This window comes from Streptomyces sp. NPDC059668, from assembly GCF_042734135.1.
GTDB lineage: Bacteria > Actinomycetota > Actinomycetes > Streptomycetales > Streptomycetaceae > Streptomyces.
The window spans coordinates 1-18,496 of record NZ_JBHWEL010000026.1 but is presented as its reverse complement, the minus strand read 5'-3'; the positions used below and the strand labels follow the sequence as shown (position 1 = coordinate 18,496).

Annotated in this window: 19 protein-coding genes and 4 pseudogenes; 8 read left to right on the top strand and 15 right to left on the bottom strand. The window is 66.7% G+C overall.

Features of this window, described 5'->3' with window-relative positions; translation table 11 throughout:
• Nucleotides 1–508 precede the first annotated feature (508 nt).
• A complete protein-coding gene (locus tag ACFV2J_RS20225) occupies nt 509–880 on the top strand; it encodes a hypothetical protein (protein ID WP_385086281.1) in 372 nt (123 codons plus the stop codon).
• A gap of 837 nt (nt 881–1,717) precedes the next feature.
• The gene (locus ACFV2J_RS20220) at nt 1,718–2,485 is read left to right on the top strand and encodes a hypothetical protein (RefSeq protein WP_385086278.1); all 768 of its coding nucleotides are present in this window, start codon (nt 1,718–1,720) and stop codon (nt 2,483–2,485) included.
• Nucleotides 2,486–2,792: 307 nt separating this feature from the next.
• Here the strand turns inward: ACFV2J_RS20220 and ACFV2J_RS20215 are convergent, their stop codons facing one another.
• The 3 genes from ACFV2J_RS20215 to ACFV2J_RS20205 form a co-directional block, all read right to left on the bottom strand.
• Nucleotides 2,793–3,335, bottom strand: a complete 543-nt coding sequence (locus ACFV2J_RS20215; RefSeq protein WP_385086276.1) for a hypothetical protein — start codon at nt 3,333–3,335, stop codon at nt 2,793–2,795.
• Nucleotides 3,336–3,681: 346 nt separating this feature from the next.
• Nucleotides 3,682–3,954, bottom strand: a complete 273-nt coding sequence (locus tag ACFV2J_RS20210; protein WP_385086274.1) for a DUF3761 domain-containing protein — start codon at nt 3,952–3,954, stop codon at nt 3,682–3,684.
• A gap of 164 nt (nt 3,955–4,118) precedes the next feature.
• Nucleotides 4,119–4,328, bottom strand: coding sequence for a DUF6207 family protein (locus ACFV2J_RS20205; protein WP_385086271.1), 210 nt, complete (start codon nt 4,326–4,328; stop codon nt 4,119–4,121).
• A 1,053-nt stretch (nt 4,329–5,381) separates the two neighbouring features.
• On the opposite strand from ACFV2J_RS20205, the gene ACFV2J_RS20200 reads away from it, so the two are divergent.
• Nucleotides 5,382–5,555, top strand: coding sequence for a hypothetical protein (locus ACFV2J_RS20200; RefSeq protein ID WP_385086268.1), 174 nt, complete (start codon nt 5,382–5,384; stop codon nt 5,553–5,555).
• An 80-nt stretch (nt 5,556–5,635) separates the two neighbouring features.
• Nucleotides 5,636–6,100, top strand: a complete 465-nt coding sequence (locus tag ACFV2J_RS20195) for a hypothetical protein (RefSeq protein WP_385086265.1) — start codon at nt 5,636–5,638, stop codon at nt 6,098–6,100.
• Between the two features lie 336 nt (nt 6,101–6,436).
• Here ACFV2J_RS20195 and ACFV2J_RS20190 read toward each other — a convergent pair whose 3' ends face one another.
• The 5 genes and pseudogenes from ACFV2J_RS20190 to ACFV2J_RS20170 all read right to left on the bottom strand — a co-directional run bounded on the left by ACFV2J_RS20190 (nt 6,437) and on the right by ACFV2J_RS20170 (nt 9,981).
• Nucleotides 6,437–7,117 (bottom strand): class I SAM-dependent methyltransferase, encoded by a 681-nt coding sequence (locus ACFV2J_RS20190; RefSeq protein WP_385086262.1) that lies wholly within the window; start codon nt 7,115–7,117, stop codon nt 6,437–6,439.
• 188 nt (nt 7,118–7,305) lie between these two features.
• Entirely contained in the window at nt 7,306–7,752 is a 447-nt protein-coding gene (locus ACFV2J_RS20185; RefSeq protein WP_385086260.1) for a hypothetical protein, read from the bottom strand.
• 277 nt (nt 7,753–8,029) lie between these two features.
• Nucleotides 8,030–8,365 (bottom strand): annotated as a pseudogene (locus ACFV2J_RS20180) (inositol monophosphatase family protein); the annotation flags it as partial.
• A 26-nt stretch (nt 8,366–8,391) separates the two neighbouring features.
• A pseudogene (locus ACFV2J_RS20175) lies at nt 8,392–8,666 on the bottom strand (IS5/IS1182 family transposase); the annotation flags it as partial.
• 76 nt (nt 8,667–8,742) lie between these two features.
• Entirely contained in the window at nt 8,743–9,981 is a 1,239-nt protein-coding gene (locus ACFV2J_RS20170; protein ID WP_385086293.1) for an IS701 family transposase, read from the bottom strand.
• 181 nt (nt 9,982–10,162) lie between these two features.
• On the opposite strand from ACFV2J_RS20170, the gene ACFV2J_RS20165 reads away from it, so the two are divergent.
• A complete protein-coding gene (locus tag ACFV2J_RS20165; RefSeq protein WP_385086258.1) occupies nt 10,163–10,387 on the top strand; it encodes a hypothetical protein in 225 nt (74 codons plus the stop codon).
• 81 nt (nt 10,388–10,468) lie between these two features.
• On the opposite strand, the pseudogene ACFV2J_RS20160 reads toward ACFV2J_RS20165, so the two are convergent.
• The 3 genes and pseudogenes from ACFV2J_RS20160 to ACFV2J_RS20150 form a co-directional block, all read right to left on the bottom strand.
• Nucleotides 10,469–10,588 (bottom strand): annotated as a pseudogene (locus ACFV2J_RS20160) (IS5/IS1182 family transposase); the annotation flags it as partial.
• A 465-nt stretch (nt 10,589–11,053) separates the two neighbouring features.
• A complete protein-coding gene (locus ACFV2J_RS20155; protein ID WP_385086256.1) occupies nt 11,054–13,039 on the bottom strand; it encodes a pentapeptide repeat-containing protein in 1,986 nt (661 codons plus the stop codon).
• A 558-nt stretch (nt 13,040–13,597) separates the two neighbouring features.
• Nucleotides 13,598–13,771 carry a hypothetical protein gene (locus ACFV2J_RS20150; protein WP_385086254.1) on the bottom strand — a complete coding sequence of 58 codons (174 nt, stop codon included), beginning with the start codon at nt 13,769–13,771 and terminating at the stop codon, nt 13,598–13,600.
• A gap of 477 nt (nt 13,772–14,248) precedes the next feature.
• On the opposite strand from ACFV2J_RS20150, the gene ACFV2J_RS20145 reads away from it, so the two are divergent.
• Nucleotides 14,249–15,373, top strand: coding sequence for a hypothetical protein (locus tag ACFV2J_RS20145; RefSeq protein WP_385439820.1), 1,125 nt, complete (start codon nt 14,249–14,251; stop codon nt 15,371–15,373).
• 187 nt (nt 15,374–15,560) lie between these two features.
• Here ACFV2J_RS20145 and ACFV2J_RS20140 read toward each other — a convergent pair whose 3' ends face one another.
• The 4 genes from ACFV2J_RS20140 to ACFV2J_RS20125 form a co-directional block, all read right to left on the bottom strand.
• On the bottom strand, nt 15,561–15,860 hold the full coding sequence (locus tag ACFV2J_RS20140; RefSeq protein WP_385086250.1) for a helix-turn-helix domain-containing protein: 300 nt from the start codon (nt 15,858–15,860) through the stop codon (nt 15,561–15,563).
• Nucleotides 15,857–16,414: a response regulator gene (locus ACFV2J_RS20135; RefSeq protein WP_385086248.1), complete on the bottom strand. Its 558-nt coding sequence runs from the start codon at nt 16,412–16,414 to the stop codon at nt 15,857–15,859. Before ACFV2J_RS20135 ends, ACFV2J_RS20140 begins: the two co-directional genes overlap by 4 nt.
• 423 nt (nt 16,415–16,837) lie before the next feature.
• Entirely contained in the window at nt 16,838–17,098 is a 261-nt protein-coding gene (locus ACFV2J_RS20130) for a hypothetical protein (RefSeq protein ID WP_385439816.1), read from the bottom strand.
• Nucleotides 17,099–17,376: 278 nt separating this feature from the next.
• Nucleotides 17,377–17,640: a hypothetical protein gene (locus tag ACFV2J_RS20125; protein ID WP_385098378.1), complete on the bottom strand. Its 264-nt coding sequence runs from the start codon at nt 17,638–17,640 to the stop codon at nt 17,377–17,379.
• 37 nt (nt 17,641–17,677) lie between these two features.
• On the opposite strand from ACFV2J_RS20125, the pseudogene ACFV2J_RS20120 reads away from it, so the two are divergent.
• Nucleotides 17,678–17,917, top strand: a pseudogene (locus ACFV2J_RS20120) (transposase); the annotation flags it as partial.
• A 94-nt stretch (nt 17,918–18,011) separates the two neighbouring features.
• Complete coding sequence (locus ACFV2J_RS20115; protein WP_385098375.1) at nt 18,012–18,284, top strand: hypothetical protein; 273 nt, start codon at nt 18,012–18,014, stop codon at nt 18,282–18,284.
• The last annotated feature ends 212 nt before the right edge of the window (nt 18,285–18,496 follow it).

Here is an 18,496-nt window from a genome sequence, read left to right as displayed (position 1 = left end):
TGTCTGTGATCTTCGTAGCGGCTGGCACTGGCCCCGGCCAGGCGCTCGGCCAACGGGTCACCCGCGCGGGCGGTAATTCACACCACCACATCTGCTGCTCTGCTTCGCCTTCGAGTTGAGCGGCGAGGGCATTGAACGCGGTGACGTACTGGTTCGCAGAGAAACCGCGGCACGGGGAGGCGCCCGTGGACGGCATCCGCAACCGGCGGATGCCCTTGGTACCGCGGTGGCACAGGACCTTGTCGCGCTTGTGGGTATGGGATTGTCGCACCCGGCCGGTTGAGGGTTGGCGCGGATCTGGCCGGCCTGCCGGGCGCCGCCGCCGGGGCGCCACAATGATGGCGCGAGCCCTCTGCCGCTGAACCACGATCCGACGCGGCGGCCAGGAGGAGCTCAAGCCGGAGACCCGAGACAACATCATCGAATGGGCGCGCGTTCGCCAGCCCCATTGTCGCGGCTGCCGACTGTCGCCAGGATGACCCCGACACCAGCTGACGAGAGGGCGTACATGGACAGCGTGGAAGTGCCCGGCCGGACATTCGACCACCTGCTCACGGGTTTCATCCGCAACGAGGCCAACGACTGCGCCGTCTACCGCGTCGAAGGCCAGAGCGCGAACCCGGGCGACGCGTTCGGGAACGTGTTCGCCTGGCTGTGGGAGTGCGACAGGAACTCGGCCGTGGCCGCATTCGCCAGCCTCCTGGCGGAAGCCCGGAAGCAGAGCGACGAGGGCGACGAGGTCCGACTGGAAGAGCTGATCAGGGGCTTGCGGCTCGCACTCCATCGCTCGCGGCTCGGCCAGCAGGACGAGTTCCACGAAGTGGGACGGACGCTACGTGACCAGGTACCCGAGCACTTCGGCGGACGCACCGACCTCTAGCGGATCGAGAATCGCGACAAGGCCCCCCCGCCCTGAGTTCAGGCCGGTTCCCGGTCCGGTTGCGGGTAGCCGACCTCGGAGATGTCCTGGGCCAGGGATCGGCGACGACACGCGCTGCCGGCTCAGCGGCCGCGGAGAGTACAGGTGCCTCATGGCTTCTAGGTCCACGGGGACGTCGCGATAGCCCTCGACGGAGCGCTGGAACGCTTCCGGCGAACGGTTGGTCCGAAGCCCGAACAGACCTGTCGCACCGTCAGGATCGACAGCGCGAGGGGGGAAACCGATCGTCCCGTGGTGCTCTCTGACGAAGTCCTCGAACCGGTCGTCTTGTTCGGCCTGCATCGACCACCCTCCCTCGACCTCCAGACCACCGCTCCGGCGAATTCGGTTGCCCGATACCCAGAGGAGACGCCGACGGTCCGCGGCAGCCGTGGAGAAGGGAAACGAAAAGGGCACAATCGAACATCGCTGTGGCACGGCCGCCGGACTCGCGTTGAGGTCTGGCCCGCGGCAACGCGTAGGCAGTCACCGCCTGTAGAAGTAGGCCGAGTATCCGTGCCAACGTCGCCTTGTATCGGCCCGGACAGACGCTACGACATAGCCGACCAACCTGCTGCGGCGACGTCTGGCCTCCGCCATTTAAGCCGTGCCGGGAACTCCTCGGGGCTGGCGCGAGCCGCAGGCTGTTCAGCGCCGTCAGAAGAGCCCCGGCGAAGGCGGCATGCTGCTGGTCCCAACGGAGGCTGAGCAGCGCAGGTGACATATCCTCAGCGCACCTGCCATGCCTGCGGCCGGGGGGATACACGGCCGCGGCAGGCCCGAACCAATTGGGGATCCATGCTCATAAGATCTGTAGGTGCCGTCTTCACCGGCGCCCTGGCACTTGCCGCCACCGCCGTCACCGCTCCCGTCGCCCACGCGACAGAGACCGGCGTCATCATCCAGAAGCTGTCCGTGAACGGTGGCAAGCCCATCATCCTCGGCACCTCCCAGACCGAGTCGTTCACCATCTCAGTGACCGCCTCGGACGACTCGGGGATCAGCAAAGACCTCGCATTCCTCGGGATCGACCGGGAGGTCGGCAACGACTACTGGTCGTACCACGGCACCCCGAAGTGCACCGCGGTCAACGCCACTACCTCCACCTGCACACTCACCGTCAAGCTCGATTCGGGCTGGGGCGTGCCCCGCAATGCTCTCGCGGGCAGGTGGGACGTGACCGTCCAACTGCAGTCCAAGGACGGCGACTTCTACAACAACGGTGGCGCCACCAAGCACTCGGTCCTGCGGCGCTCCACGCTCAACGTCAACGCCGCGCCGGAGCCAGTCGCCAAGGGTAAGCCGATCACGGTCACGGGCAAGCTGGCCCGTGCCAACTGGGACAAGCGCGTCTACGCCGGCTACACCCATCAGCCTGCGAAGCTGCAGTTCCGCAAGGCGGGCACCACGACCTACAAGACCGTCAAGACGGTCAACACGAACTCGACAGGCAACCTGTCGACGCAGGTCACGGCGGCGGCCGACGGCTACTGGCGCTGGTCCTTCGCGGGCACGTCCACCACACCGGCGGTCAACGCCGCAGGCGACTACGTCGACGTGCGCTGACAGCCGAGCTCTGCCAAGCGGGCCCGCCGGGAATAGATCTGCTACGGGCCAATGCGGCCGTTCCCGGCTGGCCACCTGGCGAAGCAGCCACACTGCGCCAAGATGTAGGGAACTGGGCGCGCCCCGAGATTATGTAGCAGAAGTTGGCGAGCGGCTTGACCCCCAGCGACCTCACCAGTGCGATTCCGAATACAACCGCTTTCGGAGCCGGTCGGGCACGGCGAGGGCCGCGCGACTCATCGTCGCGCCGACCCTCGCTCGGGTACTCGAAGGCTTGCCGTCTCCCTGGGATCCGGTGCGCGATGTCTCAGACGAAGGTGATGTCCCAGTGGACGCCGCCGCGCCTGGGGGATTCGTAGACGTACTCGAGCGAGATGCCGGCGAGGTTCCCGTACCAGCGGGAGTCGTTGCCGCGCGGCTGGCCCTTGTGCTGGGTGGTCTTGATCCACCGGGTGAGGCAGGCCCCCTCGTGGTGGGTGCGCAGATCGAGCTTGTACCCGCGGGCGTGGGAGCGGGGGCCGCCACTGTGGCCGGACTCGGTGCCGCCGGTGATGGTGATCGTGCAGCGGCTGGTCCTCTTGAGTGCGATGACTCCCTGGATGGTGCGTGCGCGTACGCCTTCGAGGGAGGTGCGGCCGACGGGGCGCTGAATGCCGGCGGCGGCGAGCCGGGCGAGTGCCTGGCGGTTGGTCAGTCGGGCGTTACTGGCGGGCGAGCTGGGAGTCGTGGCGGTGGCGATGGTGCCTGCGGTCAGCGGCTTCACAGATGAGGCCGTGGCAGATGTCGGCGAGGCACCGGGCAGGGCGAACACGCCCGCGAGCACGGCGCCGACAGTCAGGTTCGTGATCATGTTGCGCATGCCTTGATCAACGATCTTGAACCCGGGTAAGGTCACGCTGATCTGGGCCAGTTCACTCAATGGGGATGCCGCGTTGCGCGCGGGGTGTGCTGGTACCGACCTGGAAGGACGCGGACCAGGGCCTGGACTGGAAGCAGATCGCTGGCCAGGAGCTTCAGGAGTCGGGAGCGTTGGTTACGTGAACACGGCGTCACGGGCGACATCGGCGCAGACTTCCGCGATCAGTCCAGGTTCCGTCGGACACCGAGGGAGCCGACTACCTGGCCAGCGGGTCAGTGCATGAGGGCAGGTCGCCTGCTCTGGGTGTGCAGCAGGCGACCTGCCCGGCATCTGGGGCCTACTTGAACCAGAACTTGACGCCGTGGTGGTGGGAGCAGGTGCCCTGGGAGTGCCTCGAGTAGGACAGGGAGGCGTCCTTGCACTTCGCGGTCTCGGTCTTGTTCTTGGGCCTTTGGTGGTGGGTCCAGCCGCACAGTCCGGTGGTGTGGTGGACGCAGTGGTGTGCGGTGTTGGTGGCCGGCAGTGCGGCCGCTGCGGAGGCGGCCGGTGCGCTGAAGACGAGGCCGGCGACAGCGACAGCGACAGCCGAGGCGGCAAGACGTGTGAACAAGGAATCCCCCTTGAAATGGTGCGAGTTGCGGCGCGACTTTATCGGTGTTTGTTGAGGTTTCTCGCGAGTGTCGAGAAGTTCCCACCCGGAGCTGCGGCCCGGCAGAGTCCGTCCCGGGTGTAGAGGGCCAGGGTGCCTCTGGCCTGGAGGCGGGCCGGGCCTGGTCAGGGGCTGAGGTTCTGGCGCATGTCGAGGTAGCAGCGCAGCCGCACACCGGGCTGCCCGGGATCGCGGGTCGTGCGTTCCACCGAGGTTGCCGCCCACATCGATGCCAGGGCCTCCTGGAAGGCGAAGGCGGTCCGGTCGTCGGCGGCAGCCACGTCGACCACGACCAGACCGGACTCCGCTACGTGTACTTCGTTGATCGCTTCCACACAGGGCCTGACGCACCATCTCGGCCATCGGGTTCTCCCACCGCGGGCAGTTCACCCGACCGGCTCACATAGAGCCCCGGCGCACCGGGGAACGTCGTCGGCACCGGGGCCAGTCTCAAGGCGGCCTCTGACCCGCCCGTTCCTGAGGTAAAGGAGACCTGGGGACTCGTCTGTGCGCTCATCTTGAGGGTGAAGCCCGAACTCCGCGTCTTCACGGGGCTGATGAACCCTCTTCGCCATGGAAGCATCTGACCTCGCGTTCCGTAATTCTGTCCCCACCTTCCCCCACGCGTGCGGCAGGCTGGTCCCTTCGGTCGTCCGGCGGGCCGATGGGTACGTGAGAGAGCGGCGGTTCCGACCGGCGAGGTTGGGGTGTTCGCCTGGCTGGCAAGTAGGCGCGCTTCTACGACCAGCGACCGCCGCTGGCGCAGCGCACCAGAGCATCGGGCTCCTTGCCGATCGGTCATGCGGATGTCGTGCGCAGGGGATGTCGGTGCGGCAGCGGGCAGTGTGCGAGATGCGGCCGGCGGCCCCGACTTCCACGACCAGTCGCCCTCTGCCGCCCCAGAAGATCAAGCAGCAAGCTGCCCAGCAACGGCATTCCGCTTCATCCGTAGCGACCGGACACGTTCAAAGCTCAGACGTTGAGATGGGTGACGTGAGGCTTGATGGCCGCCTGACAGCCGCAGCAGTCCGCCTGCACGCAGACGAGTAGGGCGACTGGCTCGACCAGGCGGGTCCGGCAGAGCTCAGGGCGGAGCTGTTGAGGGCCGGCGAGCAGGATACCGCCACCGGCTGGCCCCGTTGCAGGCGATGTTGGCGTCGATCTCAACCACCAGTTCGGGTTCGACCAGGGTGACGTCCAGGCTGTCCGGACTGCCCCACCCCGTGGGGAACTGCCATCGTGATCAAGGGCGCCCGGCTTGCGCCTCGGTGAAGGGCCCGGGCCACTGCGGCGTCGGCGGCCCGGGCGAGTGGTGGTGCGCCCGATGTGCTGCAGGAGTTGCTGGTTGTCGTGTCTGCCGAGCAGCGCTGTACGGGGCGCAGCTCTCGATGATCACGCTCTATGGAGGATTCAGCGATTCATCCCACGTGAATGGCGAGACTTATTTTGCGGCGATGCTGTTTCCGCAGCTCACGGCCACGCTGGCGACCTTTCACACACGCGCGGGCACGGAAGTCAGGGCGCTGATCCGAATGGGAAACGTCCGGGGGCCGGTCCGCTGAGGGGGCCGCACCGGGCGCTGCGCATCTGATGCCTGCGACCACTCGGCACATCAGGCCAAGAGGGCCTCTATGGTGCACAGGTGACCTGGATATCGCTACTTGCCACTCTTGTCGGCGCGGTGATCGCTATGGGATCGGCACTGCTGGTAGAGCGTCGGAAGACGCAGCGGGAAACGACAGCCGAGTGGCACAGAACACGGCGGGAGCTCTACACGAGATTTCTCGCCGCTCACGCTCAAGCAGGCAGCGACCTGCGCAACCTTGCCGCCACTCCCACTCTCGACGCGGACGAAAGATACCGGCAGGCACGCGCGGCCTACACCCACTGCTACGCATCGCGCCACGAGCTGGAACTCCTTGCTCCGCAGGCCGTCGTGGGCCCAGCGGAGAAATGCAGCGGGGCGGTTCGTGGGATGCGTGACGCCGTCAGTTCCGGGCTGCTCCTCGAGAGCGATCAGTTCTCGGAACTGACACGCCAGTACCTGGACCTGCGCCTACAGACTCGGGATGCCATGCGTGCAGACCTTGGGACTGACGTCGTCTGAAAGGTGGAATAACGACCTGCCGGCCCGACGTCGGACCCATGAGGGGGACTACCTGTGAGCACGCATCCCGATTTGCCCGACACCTTGGTCCACTTCACGGGTCGGCCCAGAGGGCACAACGATGAGCCCCCGGACTTCGCCTGCGGGAGCGCCGAGGAGCGCATGGTGAGCATCCTCCACAGCGGCATGCTGCGAGGGCGCGGGACTACTGGTCGGACGCCCCAGTGATCTGCCGGTATAGCCGACGCCGACTACAAGGGGGTGCGCTTCCACGCAAGGCGTCCGGGACCCGGCTACGCGCCAGGCGTCGCCGACGGGGCTCCTCAGCGGAGGGGCTCAGCGCAGCCGTCGCGCATGCAGCACCAGGTCGTCGGCATGGTGCGCGCCGGCGCCGCCGTCGGGTGCCACGCGTGGTCGCTGCTCGTTCACCTCCACCTTCCAGTCCTCGGTGAGCTGGGCGGCGACCATCGAGGGCCAGACGTAGTCAGCCGGGTCGAAGCCGCTGTCGTGCGCCTGCTGGGTGTCCATCCCCGCGTGGTGTACGAGCAGCAGCACGCCGCCGGGCGCGACGGCGGCGAGCAGCGCTCGCTCGGCCGCGGCGTCGGGGGTGCGCAGCAGGGCTGGATACTGCGCGGAGACCAGGTCGAAGGAGGCCGGCGGGAGCGCCGCTTCCGTCAGCGCGGCATGCACCCAGCGGACGGCGACGCCTGCGTCCCGCGCGTGCCCGGCCGCCCGCTCCAACGCCACGCCCGAGACCTCGAGCGCGGTCACGTCCCAGCCGCCGCGCGCGAGCCAGACGGCGTCCGCGCCCTCGCCGCAGCCGACGTCGAGCACCCGCCCAGGCGTGAGCCCGGCGACCTCGGCCACGAGCGCACCGTTGGGCTGGCCGCTCCACAACTGGTGTCGGTCGGCATATCGGTTATCCCACTCCGCCCGCACCGCGGGGTCTCCGACGTATCCGTCGCCAGGCAAAGAAGTGTCAGACGCGGGCGATCCCGCCGTGATGTTGTCGGTCACGGGCCCAACGTCACCCATCGCGGCCCGGTCACGCCACTCCTGTTGCCGCTCCGGCAAAACGGCGTCCAAGGGGCGAGGAACAGCCGGACGTAGTCGCACAGGACGTCATCGCAACAGACCGGTTTCTCCATGCTCCGCGACGGAACCTTCTACGAACCACAGCCTGTCCGGGCGGTCGCTCCGCAGACCTACACCATGGTCAGGAGGTGATCCGTGGGGCCGTAGTCGATCTTCCAGTCGGCATAGACCCCAACGGCGCCGTCCTTCCGGCACCGCAGCCCAACGGTTACCCAGCGGACCGGTCCGTTGTCAGCCAGGCAGAATGCGACCGCGGTCTCGAACTCTTCGCTCCCGCACGGGCAGCATGCCTCGCCCGGGTCCGTGTCCTCCCAGAACTCCTCGCTATCCGCGATGAACGCACGGCCTCCGCAACCAACGCACACCCGCTCGGCTCCGCCCTCGACATTGTCGACGAGCACGACGAACGCGCCCCCGCCACACCCGCCGCAGACGGAAGGGACGATCTTCACCGGACGGCCGTCGGCAGCGTTCCGGAGAAACACCGCGAGATCCGCAGAGACACCCTCGCCAACCTGATCATCAGCATGCACAGGCACATCGTTCCAGACGCCCAAACCGGCAACCATCCACCTTGACCAAAGACATAAGGGCCCCCGAGCACCCCGCCCTTGACGCGATCCGGTCGTCAAGCTTTGAGGGTCAGCACCGCGGCTGGATGACATTGACCAGGAGCGGAAACGCTGCCTGTTGCGGCGGGGGTGATGGCGCGACTGGAGGCAAATGCATCCGGATGACGACACTCCTTTTGCTGTTCACTGCTCCGATATGCACTGCATGCGCTCTTAACTGATGATTTCAGAATGTGAACTTCAGCGTCGGCATTCTGTCGAGTTACACGCCGTCGTCGATGGCGTGCAGGTCGCGGCTGCGCGGCAAGCCGTCAACCAGGTCCAAAATCGCTTCGTGGAGCAGACCGTTGGTGGCGAGCACCGTCATGTCACCCTCCAGCACGGGCCTGCCGCCTAGGTCCGTCACCCGGCCGCCGGCCTCGGACACAATGACGGGCATGGGGGCCACGTCCTCGTAGCCCATTGGCGGGCCGGCGATGACTACGGCGTCCGCGCGGCCGGTGACCAGGTCCACGATGCAGCCCATCGACGCCATCAGGAAGACCTGACGGTGGAGAGCGGTGAGGAGTTCCTCCGGCCAGCCAGCCGGGTTGAGTGCCTGGGTCCTCGCTCCGCGCGTGCTGGTCCGCCGGTCAGGGACACGGCCAAAGGTGTTCCGTGCCGGTCGGTGATCAGATGGTGTTTGCTGCCCGGACGGGCGCGGTCGACCGGCGAAGGCCCGGTGTGAGCCCCCCTTTGAGAGCCCGGACGTGAGAGCCGTCGACCGCCGCATCGTCCATGTCCAGCAGTCCGGCCTTGCGCAGGTCCGCCAAGAGGACCTCGTGCAGGCGCGGTCAGAATCCTGTCTCGGTCCAGTCCCGAAGCCGCCGCCAGGCCGTCACACCGCTACAGCCGATCCGCTTAGCTGGCACGTCGGCCCAGCTCACTGCGCAGCATGTAGACGATCCCGCGTAGTACGGCAGTTGTAGATCGTGATCACGGTTGAGCTGCTGCTTGCCGCAGGTAGTGGCTGTCACGGGCTCGGGCCTGGAGGCGTCGGCGCCAGCGGGACCAGCGGAGACGGTGTACTGCAGTGTGGGCAGGCTGTGCGTCCACAGAGTTGAACAGGTGCGCGATCTCGTTACTGGTCAACGGGATCAGTCCGTCCGAGGCGGGCCTGTGAGTGCGTTCGTCTGCAGTGGCGACGGCGAGGAAAGCGTGCGCGAGCATCGCGAGGGTGATCCAGCGGTGCCAGGACGTCCATCGGCGAACCTGGTGCTGGTCCAGTCCGGTCAGTCCCTTCCCGGACTGGAAGGTCTCCTCGACCGTCCACCTGCGCCCGGCCACCCGCACGAGTGTGGACAGCGGCACGGCCGTGGGTGAATAGCAGCGGTAGAAGGTGAGTTCGCCTGTGCGCCGGTTGCGGCGGATCAGGAGCTGATGGTGTCCGGGGCGATCGTCGGCGATATGGACCACTGCCCAGTCATAGAAGCGGTGACCCTTCGTACCGTCTCCGGCCGACAATGTCTGCCAGGCCCGCTTGGGCATCTTCTCGACCAGGACATCCGCCCGCATCTTCCCCGCCTTCGTGGCGATCTGATGGTCGCAGGCGACCGCGAGTACGTAGCCGAACTCGCGCTGTTCCAGCACGGTCCGAAGAGTCGGGTTCCCGCCGTAGACCTCGTCGCCGGCCACCCATCGCGCCGGGACGCCGGAGTCCAGGGCTCGGATGATCATCCGAGCCGCCAGAGCGGGCTTGGTGGCGAAGCCGACATGATCGGGGATGCCTGCCGCCGCGCACCTCCGCCGGTCCTCGGTCCAAGCGCGTGGGACGTACAACTCCCGGTCGATGGCGGCGTGTCCGGCCTGCGCGGAGTAGACCAAGTAGACCGCGACCTGGGCGTTCTCGATCCTGCCCGCAGTGCCGGTGTACTGGCGCTGCACCCCGACCCTTGCGGTGCCCTTCTTCAAATCTCCGGTCTCGTCCACGACGAAGACCGCCTCCTCGTCGCTCAGATGGTCCGCCACGAAGGCGCGGATGTCATCGCGAAGCGCGTCGGCGTCCCACTTGGCACGGCCCAGCAGGTGCTGCATCCCGTGCGGGGTCGCGTCCCCGGCGTGCTCAGCGATGGTCCAGCAGTTCTTGCGCGGCAAGTCCGACAGCAGACCCAGTACCAGCGCGCGGGCCCGACGGCGAGGTTCCACCCGAGCAAACCGCCCCGCGACACGGCCCATCAGGCCTTCGAACGTCGCCTGCCAGCGTCCGACGTCTACGCTGTGACCTGCGGCCGCCGCTTGATCCTTCGTTGTCTTCACAAACCACGATGATCTTCGGTGGCCGCATCTGTGCCCAGGCGAGCAGATCAGGACTCCCGGTCCTTGATCGCCTGCCCCCGAGCGAGGATGGAGAGCCCTCATGAGCCGCTATGAGCTGAACGAACGCGAAGCCTTCCTGGCCATGTCGCGGTTCCTGTGGCAGTTCGCGAACCGCGCCGGGGACGACCTGCTCACGCTCCTGGGGGACATCGGCATCGAGGCAGACGGGCAGACGACGGACCCCGCCGCCTGGGAGGACTGGATGAGGTGCGTGCGTTCGGTCGTCGCCGACGCAGAGGACCCGGCAGGTGGATCGGCCGGATAGGAGCCCGTCGAGCAGATCTCGGCATCGCAACGGCGAGCACACCCCGGGCACAGACAAGATCACGATCTACAACTGCCGTAGTAGGGCAGCCCGGTCCTCAACTGGCAACCGCCCCGGATACCGACGACGACGCGGCGGGCGAGGAGGAAGCAACGGCGCTACGCGGTCCCAAAGGTCATCGGACACAAGATCATTCGCCATTGCAGAAGTCTGCCCCCAGCCCACGCGACCACCAAGTCCCCCACCAACTCATTCTGAAATGCTCACTAAGTAGGGGTGGCGAAAGGTGGCGCTTATAGCGTGAGTGACGGGAGGTCATATGCGGTGTTCGTACGCCAGGCAGACTTCCGTGACGGACGGACCGTAGTGGCTTCGTCGCAAGGTGTTGTATCTGGAGTCGTGGGCCTCATGGGGCAGTTCGAGGATCGCCCGCGTGGGATACACCTCTGCACCAGCGATTTTTGCAGGAGGCATCGCGCACACGTACAGGGTCCGTGAAACAGCGCTGGTCGGCTGTCGCCTGAGGTTTTAATGGGCTCACTGGAGACCTGGCTTCGGCAGCCTATCGGCTTGAGGCGACTCCGGCCTCCGGCGCTATGTGTAAACGCGCCGAACAGGCCAGGTTCGACCCTGGCGCCGACTGATTGCGGATTCTGCGTTCTGGCTTCAGCGCTTGACACGTCCACGAACAGCAAGCACAGCCAAGGCTAGGAGAGCGGGCTCGAAGAAACGAGAGGTCATCTCGATGTAGGAACCGGCCGTAGTCAGCTCCTGTCCACTCGATCGGAATACGACCGAGTTGAGGGTGATATTCAGAGATTTCTCGAATCGCTCGACGGTGATTCTTTTCCCGGTCGGGTCCTGCGGGTCGTCCTTTTCGATCTCAAAGGTGACCCTGCCGCCGCCGGATGGCACAGTTCCGGTCGCCCGCTGCTCAAGAGAACCCTCCGGGAGTCCGAAACCCATCATTAGCATGACTGTGATGAGCATCGCTGCAGCGAGCCAAACCAGGGCCCGCGAGGCGCGCAAGCCGTATCCGGAGAGCAGCCAGTAGGCCCACAGCAGTTGGCGTTCGCCCGTCGGGGTGCCGGGGGCGTGTCGGCGCATCTCGCACTCGCCATAGTAGAAATCGGCGGCCCCGGGTTCGTTCTTGCCGTCCCCGAAGGCTTTGCGGAGCTGCCGGTAAAGGGCGGCGACGTCGTCAGGGTCGGTAGTGAACGCAGGATCGGGGTGGTGCGGGCCGGGACGCCAATGGTGAGGTTGCGGATCAGCGCCGGCCGGGAGGGCGGTCTGGTTGGAGGCCTGGGCGCGCCAGTGGTGTTCTTCGGCGAGAGTGCGTCGGCGGGTCCAATGGGCTGGCCATAGCCCACGCTGGTGCCAGCCGGCAGGGGTGGGGGCGAGCGTGGTGTTTCCTTCGAGACGCAGTTGGTCGAGGTGGAAGGCTCCAGAGAACAGGCAGTAGCTCAGGTCAGTGTCGGTCAGGACCAGGTGCGCGGCATCCACGCCCTGCAGGGAGATCACTCGCACCTTCGCGGAGCCAGTCAGCGGGCTCTCATCCATCGGCGAGTTGGACGTGAAGGGGGCAGGGTGTGCGGTGACTGCTACAGGAGCGGACAGAACAGCCTCCCGGAGATTCACGGCCGCATACCGCACACGGATCGTCGCTGTCGAATCCCATCGAGTCCGCCCGCAATCCACCTCCCGCGAAGCTATTGCCAACGTCACTGGCAATCCGAACACCGCGCCGGCCAGTACTACGCGTTCCGCACACAGTATCGGCCCGAAGGATGTCACACCGTCGAGCCGCGCCTTATTGAACCTGGCGTCGCCAGAGAACCGTACCCCGGTAAAATTTACATTGCCGCAGAACTGCACCATTCGGAACGATGCATCCGCACCAAAAATAGCCTGATGGAAGAAGGCGTTGCGGGAGAACTTGACAGTCAGGAAAGAGGCTTCCCCAAAGAACCGTGCCTCAATAAATATGCCGTTGCCGACGAACTGCGACCGGTTGAATTTGGCCGATGCGTAGAAATGGGCCGAGGGGAACAGTGCGCCATCTGAGAACTGTGCGCCGTCAAATCCCGCGTCACCTGAGAATCGTGCGTTATCGAACGCAGCGTCGCACGAAAAATGCGTGGCACGGAACAGAGTATCTCCTCTGAACTTCACGTCGTTGAACCAGGCACGGTCGGAGAACTGCACCGTGTCGAATGAAGCGTTGCTGGAGAAATGTGCTTCTGTGAACCAGGCAGGTTGGTCGAACTTGGCATCGTTGAAGTAGGCATCGGCAGCGAACCGTGCCCGATTGAATCTGGCTATACCTGAGAACTTCACCTCGCAGAACGAGGCCTCGCCCGAGAACCACGCTTCGTCGAAGGCGGCGTGGCCGAGGTGCGGATTGCCCGTGGCAGGGTCTCGGAGAGTCCCAAGAAGCTGATTGACAAGCTGTGGGGTGAAAGGGGTGCCGCGGTGGTCGACGTGGGCGCCGGGAGTCAGACCGGACAGGTAGGCGGCTCGGTCAGCGTCGTTTAGATGGGCGAGGCATGCGGTGTGGCCAGGAACGTGGATGCCACGGCAGCCGACAGGATCGATGGCGGGGTCCGCGCCGTACGAGCAATGCGACCAAGGCGGTGTCGGGTTGATAGCCAATAGCGATCTGTCTCCGCGAGTGGGTGTCTATGAATCACGTCGGGCGGCCTGTGCAGGGCGTAGTGCTTTCGAGTGGATTCCCCAGTATTCCGCGCCCCGATGCATAAAGTGGGAGGGCTCATCGGTTCGGGTTCCCAACGCGGCGCGATCCTGAGGCAAACGGATCAGCGTTGCCGGTGAGGCCAGTCGGAGGCCTGGAGTTACTCACCACCTTCATGACAGCGACCTCATCGGCCGTCCAAGCGGCCGGGAAGGGCAACAAGGCGGTGCAGGACCATCGCGTAGCCCTTTGACGCCGCCAGAGTCTGCCGCCGCCAGTCGGACGGCAGCCGTGGCCGGTCGGTGCGCGGCGTCTCCGAACACAAGTCCCTCTGCGACCAGCGTCGTGGTGGTCATGAGTGGCTCCGTGGCGGTCAGCCACACAATGGTGTGAACCGACCCGAGGGCACGGGTACAGTGCGTCCAGCACTGACTCCCAGCCAGCCAGCACGATGGAACGGAGAACAGGTGACCAGCCCCCCATTCGCAGCCAAGACGTCTGTGGCTCTGTAGTGCGGTTCACATGTTCAGTGCTGGTTGGCAAGCCCTCTTGACCAGATCGCCAGCCAGCGCCGCGCGCAACTTGCCGAGTTGGTCACAGGTCATGCCCTGGCGGGTACGCAGGATTTGCAGGCACGGGCCGAACACCATCGATTCGGCGTACGGGTTCGGGCTGGTATTTTCAGACGACACGGTCTTGCCTCCCTCTGAACCGCTCGACACCTTCAGGGTACGGGCCGGGGCCGCGCTCGTGTGAGGTTCGCGAAGTTCATCATCCTCGGCAGGTTGGCGGAGCCGGGGAATGCGACGCTGGTGAAGTCGCGACTGGATAGACGCCGTTCGGTGGGACGTTCGAGCGGACCGCACTGGTGCGCCCCTGCTCAAGTCCACCATCCGTGAAGTGTGTCGATCAGGTTCGACAGCGCGGTGATGAACGCCGCCCAGGCGAGGATGTCCCTGCGACCTGGAGGCGGAGAGTCTGACGAGGTCGGATCAAGCATCGCTCGCCCCCTGGGCTGTCTGCCTGGTGTCGTACCGGTCGCACCCTTTGTAGGCCGTAATGCCGCTCGGAACATCGACGCCGCTGAGCAGTCGCGGGTGCAGAGACGCGCCGACTACCGCGCAGCTGCGCGGTAGTGGCGCAGCCCCGCTTACCGGGACGATGGCGGAATGGACCAGGAGCCAACCGCTAAGGACCACCTGCCGTACCCGTACAACCAGGACCTCTCCGGTGTGCTGCGCCGAATGAACCGGCGCACCCCGTTCAGCCGGAAGAGGCTGGCCAACGATCCTGTGACGGCCGCCTACGTGCTGGCCGGCATGCAGTTGGTCCGCCGCCACCTGGGCCCGGGCGCACAACGAGTGCTCAACGACCCGGAGGACGAGAACTCCGTCGGGCGCCCCCTCCTGAGCTTTCTGTCCCAGCGGGCCATCGTCGCCCAACTGGCTGACAACCCGGCGCCGTTCGCCCGTGCGGGCACCACTGCCACTCTTCGGTGCAGCTGGAGGTCCCACTCGGACTACATCGCCGACCTGCTCGGCTTCGGACTGTGGTCACTGCACGAGCCCGCGTCGTACGACTCACGGATCGCCCCGGACTGTGAACGGCTCATCGAGGGGTCGGAGTTCGTCGAGGCAGCACATCGGCTGTGCTACTACGATCTGACCACCCTCGTGGACAACCCGACCTTCCGTCTGGAGCTCATCGCCACAGCCGCCGCCGAGGGAGACGAGGTGATCCGGGAAGCCCTGGCGGCAAACCACCACGGTGCCATCGAACCCTGGAAGCAGGTGTACCAGGAGATGTTCCTCGCCCGCGGCCTACGGTTACGCCCCGATGTGAGCTTGGACGACTTCGCCGGAATGCTCGCAGCGTTGGCATCGGGGTACGCGCTGCGCCGGATCGCCCATTCCGGATCGGTCGGCATCGACACTGAAAAACAGCGCTGCATTTTCGGCACGGCGGCCTTGGCCCTGCTCCTGGGCTGTGCGGAACGTGGCGCCGAGGGCGGCGGTGCGGTCGACGAGAGCGTCGAAGCCGCCGTCCGCGAGCTCGTCTACGGCCGGCCGGCAAAAGGCGGTGAACAGGCCGCCCCACCCGCTTGGCCCCGTGAAACAGACCGCCCCTCCCCGACAGGCGGCGTACGGCCGGGTTTCACGCGCGAAAATCCACCTTCCGCGTCTCCCGACGAGACGGACGCCTTCTTCGCCCAGCTCGACCGGCTCTGCGACGAGGGACTGCCGCCCGAGGTGCGGCAGGCGGCGACGACGCTGCGCGACCGGCTCTCCCCGTAAAGCCTTCGCGTACCTGCGAAGAGCGGTGACCCAGTCGTCGCACATGGCACCCGTGCCTCGGAAGGAGACCGGGGGCGATCGTGCACCGCGATCAGGCCCGCCGGGGGCCACTTCTGGGCGACCAGCCCCCGCACCGAGCACCGCGATGGCAGCAGGTCTTCCTTGTCTGTTGGACGCCATCGCGGCGTCACAGATTCCGCAGGGCGTGGGCGTGACCGTATCCCCCTGATGTGGAAGGCGGCCTGGCGGCAGGCAGCGGAGGCGCGGTGGGGGAGCGGTAGAGGTAGCCGATGCCGCGGACGGAGACGATGGAACCGCCGCCCACAGGGGTGGCGTCGAGCTTGCCGCGCAGCCGGGAGACCGTGAACTTGACCCGGCCCCGCGCGCCCGGATCCGAGACGTTCCAGCCTGCCTCGAGGAGCGTTGCGAAGTGCTGGACGGTTCCGGCCCGGCGTACGAGACGGTCGAGCACCCGGAACTCGGTCACGGAAAGGGACAATGGGGAGCCCGCGGCCCACGCCCGACACTGCTCGGAGTCCAGCCGCAGCAGCCCGTCGTCGAACATCCCGCGATGCCGGCCTTCCGCCGCCTGGTACCTGGACAGGACGCGTCTGATACGGGCGTCGATCTCCCTGCTGTCGCACGGCTTGGTGATGTAGTCGTCGGCCCGCTCTCCAGACCGACGACCACGTCGAGGGGATCGCTGCGCGCCGTCAGGAAGATGACCGGGACGTCGCTGACCGTCCGTAGCCGTCGCAGCAGTTGCATACCGTCGAAGTCGGGCAGCATCACGTCGAGCAGGACGAGGTCAGCGCGCTGGAGACAGGAGCTGCGCAGACCGTCGCGCCCCGTGCCTTTCGTGAGGACTTCGTAGCCGCAGCGGATGAGCATGGTGCGCAGCGCTTCGCGGATCACGTCGTCGTCCTCGACCACCAGCAGCCGGGCCGGCGGTGCAGTCCCGGACGGGGTGGGGCCCGGCGGACGGGGTGCCGGAATCTCCGTGGCGCGTACCTGCTGGTCCATCAAGTATCTGGAGGCCATGGTGTAGCAGACGGAGCAGAACCGAAACGGCTTCCCGCCCACGAGCAACGTATGCTCGGCCGGCCGAGGGCAGCGCCGGCCGGCGAGCTCAGCCGTGCAGGGACCACCGCGTCGGGCATGGAGGGCGGCCTCGCGTCCCCGGGCTCGCCGCCCTGCCGAACGGCACGTGCTCGAGCAGTACCGACGCGGCCGTCCCGCTTTCTGTGCCCGGGGCAGCGGACGGCCACATGCGGTGCACACAGGTCCTTGCGTGGACAAGAACGGATCCTTCAATTTTGCGAGCACGAAACATATTTCGTGCGTCTGGTCCGAAACGGTCGGCAGAAGACGCTTGGCCCTCGCAGCCCGATCCTGCTTACATGGAAGAGCAAGTTCCAGCATGGCGGGAGGGCCCGGCCGCCGAACGGCGACCGGACCCAGGTGTCACGATCGCTCGGGCTTGCCGGCGTCGGCGATCGTGTCACCCACAACGATGAGCGTCCTCGCTGTGACAGCGAGGACCTGCGCGTCGGTCAGGAATGCCACCGTCTCCACCACGCAGAGCACGGTACGCAACCCCTTCCACCACTCAAGCCGTGAAGCACCTACCAGCCACCACTTCCGCGATAACGAGGCCGGAGCCGAGTCCGGGCTGTCCGCCCCGGCCTCGTCCTCCCCGCGATCCCGCCACCGAACGATGCGCATGGGCCCTCTCCTTCCGACAGCGCTCGCGACCTTCGCGGGCCGTCGCGACACGCACGCGGCGGTCGGACTGCGAAAGGACAGAACCCGGCACGCCGGACTCGGTGGACAAGGAGTGGTGTGCGTTCCACCGTCTCGTGGAGGACGAGACCCGGGCAAGAAGACACAATCAAGGTAGTGACGGGGCAGCGTGACATCGTTCCGCCATGGCCCGCGTGGAAAGTGGGCGCACCGTGGAGTAGCAACTCACACTCGGAGCAATCGTGTTCGATCAGCTGGCGTCACCGCCGGGTGCGGGTGTCGGCGGCGGCCAGCAACTCGTGGGCGGTCGCGTTGACCGGCTCGGGGGAGCCCTGGTAGTCGAAGCGGAACAGCACCGTCCCGCTGGTCTCCGCCCAGGTGAGGGCCTGCGGGGTGTAGCCGGCGAGGGAGAAGTTACCGGCCTTGCCCTCGTGGACACAGACGCCGTGAAGCTGTTGCACGACGGGCCCGCCCGTGGGCTTGGCCTCCATCTTGACCTGTGCCACGGCGCGCGAGCTGGTCACGTCGATGCCGCCGTCCGCGCCGACCGGAGTGGCCACCGCGTCCTCGAACAGGCTCACGCCGGCCCGCGTCCGCAGAGGGTTCAGGAACCTGCACGCGAAGACCGGTTCCCCAGCCGGCGCACCGAAACCGTCCCGCCCCGGCCCAGGCAGGCCGCCAGGCTCGAAGAACCGGCTACCGGCCACCCGTCACGATGTCGGGCGGGTCCTCGCCACCGGCGAGGCGTTCAGCCGTCCCGCCCACCACAAAGTCGGCACCAAGCCCCGCCGCGGCGCCTGAAGCTCCGCCCGCCTGAACCGTCAGGAAGCCGACGAGGTTGGATGGCTTCATGGTGAGACGAAAGCGAGGGAAGAAGAGGCGACCTCCCTTCGGCATGCCGAAGGGCATCGTCCTGCTCGCGACGCCGGAAGGCTGGCGCCACAGTGTCCTCACCATGGAAGGCGGGATGCTCTGCGGGTGCCTCGCCGACGTTCCGGTCAACGCCGGTCCAGCCGAGGCACAGGCCGCCGCGGCGGCCATGGTGGTAGGACTCGCACACGACTTCCACGAAGAACGCGTCGACGTAACCTGGGATCCGCCCCGGGAACCCGGGTCCTGGACCGCCCAGGTCACCGTTGCCGCGACCCCGCCGAACACCTGTGGTTAAACGACAAGCTGGCTACCTGTTTCTGAACCCGGAAGCTGCATATCAACCGGATAGTGTCCGAAACGCGAAGTTCGTAGCAGCGTTGGGGGGGGGGGGGCGGGCGGTGGCGGGGGCGGGCGCGCCGGGGGGGTGGCGCGGGGGGGGCGCCCCCCCCCCCCGCGGCCGTCCACGCACCGCGCCGACCTGGCACGGCACCGGGGTGTTCAGCCCGT

What these genes read in the sequence shown, in the direction of transcription:
- ACFV2J_RS20225 (WP_385086281.1), top strand. Translation starts at nt 509, where the DNA reads ATGGACAGCGTGGAAGTGCCCGGCCGGACATTCGACCACCTGCTCACG.
- ACFV2J_RS20220 (WP_385086278.1), top strand. Translation starts at nt 1,718, where the DNA reads ATGCTCATAAGATCTGTAGGTGCCGTCTTCACCGGCGCCCTGGCACTT.
- ACFV2J_RS20215 (WP_385086276.1), bottom strand. Translation starts at nt 3,335, where the DNA reads ATGATCACGAACCTGACTGTCGGCGCCGTGCTCGCGGGCGTGTTCGCC.
- ACFV2J_RS20200 (WP_385086268.1), top strand. Translation starts at nt 5,382, where the DNA reads ATGATCACGCTCTATGGAGGATTCAGCGATTCATCCCACGTGAATGGC.
- ACFV2J_RS20170 (WP_385086293.1), bottom strand. Translation starts at nt 9,981, where the DNA reads ATGGGCCGTGTCGCGGGGCGGTTTGCTCGGGTGGAACCTCGCCGTCGG.
- ACFV2J_RS20165 (WP_385086258.1), top strand. Translation starts at nt 10,163, where the DNA reads ATGAGCCGCTATGAGCTGAACGAACGCGAAGCCTTCCTGGCCATGTCG.
- ACFV2J_RS20145 (WP_385439820.1), top strand. Translation starts at nt 14,249, where the DNA reads ATGGACCAGGAGCCAACCGCTAAGGACCACCTGCCGTACCCGTACAAC.
- ACFV2J_RS20135 (WP_385086248.1), bottom strand. Translation starts at nt 16,414, where the DNA reads ATGGCCTCCAGATACTTGATGGACCAGCAGGTACGCGCCACGGAGATT.
- ACFV2J_RS20130 (WP_385439816.1), bottom strand. Translation starts at nt 17,098, where the DNA reads ATGCGCATCGTTCGGTGGCGGGATCGCGGGGAGGACGAGGCCGGGGCG.
- ACFV2J_RS20115 (WP_385098375.1), top strand. Translation starts at nt 18,012, where the DNA reads ATGCCGAAGGGCATCGTCCTGCTCGCGACGCCGGAAGGCTGGCGCCAC.